Below are 3,441 nucleotides of genomic sequence, written 5' to 3' on the forward strand. Positions count from 1 at the left end.
CGCCGAACACGAGGCCCTACACGCGATGACCCAGCCGGTCACCGCAGCCCTGAAAACCAGCTAACCAACTCTCCATCAAACCCGGGGCTTGACAGCCTTCTACACCAAAGCTGGCGGGCACGCCACAGCGGCCCGCATGGTGCGCTTCCCCGCAGGGTTCGAGTTGCCCGAGATTGAATACACCTGGGATGCAGACGCCATCAGCGGTCAGTGCGACATAACCGGGTGGGACGCGATCCGGTCGCCTAACTAGATGCTGCACGGAGGCTTGCTCTGCTGCCCGTCCCGGGCCAACATCCTCATCTGCCGCCGACCGGGTGTCACCTTGGGTAAGCGACCGCGGCGCCGAGGCCGTCGGGTCGTGCCGAAGAGCGGATGCTGAACTCGCCGACTGTACCGACGGGGACCGGGCGGCTATCCGAAGCGGTCAGCCAGCTTCGTCAGCTTGGTGACGTACGCCGGCCAGTCATAGTCGTGAGGGATGTTGGTGTTCTCCCGCCGCCGGCCGATCGCCGTGTCGTGCTGCTCGCGCATGATGTCGGCGTGACCGGCGTGACGAGCGAGGTCGCAGGTCACGTGGACGATGATCCTTTGCAGTGTCACGGCCTGTCCGCCTGGCCGCCACCACGACACCCGCCCCGGCGCGTTGAGCGGTAGCTGTTCGATCGTCTGATCCGCGAACACCCCGACACGTCGATACAGGTCGATCAGCCCATCCTTCGTCTCCTCCTCCCGCGCGTACCAGTCTGCCTGCGGGTCCTCCTCGAACGCCTGCATGGGGACCAGTTCCTCAGGCGTCGGGAATTCGCGCCCAAAGGTAGGCCCGAAGTAGCCGGCTTCGACATTGAGGCAATGCTTAAGGACTCCCAGCAGGTTGTTGCCGGTCGCGGTGCGCGGCAGTCTGGCTTCGCGTTCGCTCAGCCCGTCGAGCTTCCAAATCAGGTCTTCGCGAGTCGCCTGGAGGTAGTGGTGCAGCGCAGCCTTCGCATCGCCCAAGTCAGCCATGCCCGCCAGTCTTCCTTATGCGCCGAGCCATCGTGCGAGGTGTCGTCGGCAAGATCAGCGCCCGGCTGAAGCGGTTGGCATCCTCATCTGCCGATGAGAGTGCGTCGGCTAATACGGCAGTCCGAGATCGTGATGTGTGCGAGGGTTCCTGTCGTAACGCTGGACAGCCCACCGTGCCGCTGTACTGGCAGGCAGCGTCGCCCCACTGCCGGGGGCTTCTCATCGGCGGGTGCAGCAGCGACTGCCGCGTCTTGATCCTGTTTCACACGCGTGATGATCGCGGCGGCCGTGTCCCTACGTGGCTGCTCAGAAGTGCCGGGGACCCGCCAACTGGCGTCATGGTCTGCTCAGGGCCGCAGTGCCAGCTTGCCCACGGTGGCCCGGGCTTCCAGTTCCGCGAGTGCCTTCGGCCCCTCGGTCAGCTCATAGATGGTGGGCTGGCCGGGGCCGAGCACCCCGGCCGCGAGGAGCCCGAACAACTGGCCCATGACCTCGCCGAAGATCTGCGGTGCGGCCTGGATCAGGATGCCGATGTTCAGGCCGATGACGTGGATCTGGTGCTTGTAGACGAGTTCCCAGTTGGTGATCGCGGCTTCCCCGCCGGCCAGGCCGTAGACGACGACCCGGCCGGTGACCCGCTTGGTCGCGGCCAGGCTGGCGTCGAGGGTGGCGCCGCCGACCGAGTCCAGCACCAGGTCGGCGCCCGCGCCGCCGGTCAGCCGCAGGACGTCGGCGGCGAGGTTGGTGCCGCGGGAGTCGATGACGTGGTCGGCGCCCAGCGCCCGTACCACCTCGTGCTTGCCTGGCGAGGCCGTGGCGATCACCGTCGCGCCGTAGTGCTTGGCCATCTTCACCGCGGCCTGGCCGGTCCCGCCGGCAGCGGCGTGGATCAGCACGGTCTGCCCTGCGGCGACGCCGCCCAGCGGCTTGAGCGCCGCCAGCGCGGTCGGCCAGCTCACGACCAGGCCCAGCGCCTGCTCGTCGGCCCAGCCTGCCGGCACCGGGACCGCGGCGGCCGCGGGCAGCACCATGTACTCGGCGAAGGCGCCGCCTCCGATGCCGACGCCGATGACGTGGGCGCCGGTCTCCAGGTCGGTCACCCCCTCACCGACGGCGGTGACTTCACCGGCGCCTTCGATGCCCGCCAGATACGGCGGCTGCGGGCCGCCTGCGAACGTGCCGCGGGCCTGCGAGATGTCGACGAAGTTGACGCCGGCGGTGGTGACCCGGATCAGGACCTCGCCCGGGCCTGGGCTCGGTACCGGTGCGTCGGTGATCAGGCGCAGGTCCTGCGGGCCGTTCAGGGATGTCTGCTGCAGGGCGCGCATGGTTGCGGGAAGGCTCATGGCATCGGCTTCCTTTTTCTTTATCGAACGACCAACAGATCGTGGCACGGCCGTGCGGTGCAGGTCAAGGTAAACTTGATCGAACGACAAACAAGTACGGAGAGGCATCCCGATGGCTACTCGCGGTAGGCCGCGCACATTCGACCCGGACACCGCCCTGCGCCAGGCGCTGGACCTGTTCTGGGAACGGGGCTACGAGGGGACCTCGCTCAACGACCTGGCCGAGGCCATGGGTATCGCCTCGGCCAGCATCTACGCATGCTTCGGCAGCAAGGAGGACCTGTTCCGCAAGGTCATGGCGCTCTATGGCACGACCTCTGGCGAGCCGCCCAGGCGCGCGCTGCGCGAACAACCGACCGCGCGCGCCGCGATCCACGCCATGCTGCGCGCCACCGCCGATGAGATCACCCGCCCGGACACCCCGCACTACTGCATGCTCGTACTGGCCGCGCCCACCGGCGCCGTGGAAAACCACACGGTCCGGGAGTTCCTGGCCGACCGCCGGCGCGACCAGCACACCACCATCAAAGACCGGCTCGCCCGCGGCGTCACCGACGGCGACCTCACGGCGCCGCCCGCCAGCCTCGACGCGATCGCCCGCTACTACACCACCGTGGTGCAGGGCCTATCCGTACAAGCCCGCGACGGCGCCACCCGCGCCGAGTTGGAAGCGGTCATCACCTGCGCGATGGCCGCCTGGGACACGCTCATGCCGCGATGACAGTGCGCTGCCGCTTCGCGATCGGTGCCTTCGAGGGTGCCCGAACAGACCGTGAGATCGGGACGAGCCTCTGACAGCGGAGCCATGAACGGGTGCACGGATCTGCCGCTGTCCGCGCTCATGCCCAGCGCTGGCCTTCATGGAGGGATTGTCGGACGTGGCCGCTAAGGTCCCCGGGCAGGCCTAGCCGCTGCCGACCGCGGAGGCCGTGTTGGAAAGGCAGAACGTCGTGGGCGCATCTGCGTGGAGCTACTTTGTCCCCTACCAGCCGCAGCTGGACCGCGCGCTTCAAGAGCTGCGGCAGAGGGTCTTCGCGGAGGGCGACTACTACTGGGGCCTCGGCGCAGACTGGGTGCCTCCGGAGGAGCG

The 3,441-nt window shown here is 68.1% G+C and carries 3 protein-coding genes; 1 reads left to right on the forward strand and 2 read right to left on the reverse strand.

Annotated elements, in window-relative coordinates; translation table 11 throughout:
• Window positions 1-414 precede the first annotated feature (414 nt).
• Window positions 415-1,005: a DinB family protein gene (locus ACWD6N_RS37545; protein ID WP_387331115.1), complete on the reverse strand. Its 591-nt coding sequence runs from the start codon at window positions 1,003-1,005 to the stop codon at window positions 415-417.
• Between the two features lie 347 nt (window positions 1,006-1,352).
• Window positions 1,353-2,351, reverse strand: a complete 999-nt coding sequence (locus ACWD6N_RS37550; protein ID WP_354968841.1) for a zinc-binding dehydrogenase — start codon at window positions 2,349-2,351, stop codon at window positions 1,353-1,355.
• Window positions 2,352-2,463: 112 nt separating this feature from the next.
• Between ACWD6N_RS37550 and ACWD6N_RS37555 the strand changes: the two genes are divergently transcribed.
• Complete coding sequence (locus ACWD6N_RS37555) at window positions 2,464-3,072, forward strand: TetR/AcrR family transcriptional regulator (protein ID WP_354968842.1); 609 nt, start codon at window positions 2,464-2,466, stop codon at window positions 3,070-3,072.
• Window positions 3,073-3,441: the final 369 nt, after the last annotated feature.

The organism is Micromonospora sp. NPDC005163, from assembly GCF_053599835.1.

What these genes read in the sequence shown, in the direction of transcription:
- ACWD6N_RS37550 (WP_354968841.1), bottom strand. Translation starts at nt 2,351, where the DNA reads ATGAGCCTTCCCGCAACCATGCGCGCCCTGCAGCAGACATCCCTGAAC.
- ACWD6N_RS37555 (WP_354968842.1), top strand. Translation starts at nt 2,464, where the DNA reads ATGGCTACTCGCGGTAGGCCGCGCACATTCGACCCGGACACCGCCCTG.
- ACWD6N_RS37545 (WP_387331115.1), bottom strand. Translation starts at nt 1,005, where the DNA reads ATGGCTGACTTGGGCGATGCGAAGGCTGCGCTGCACCACTACCTCCAG.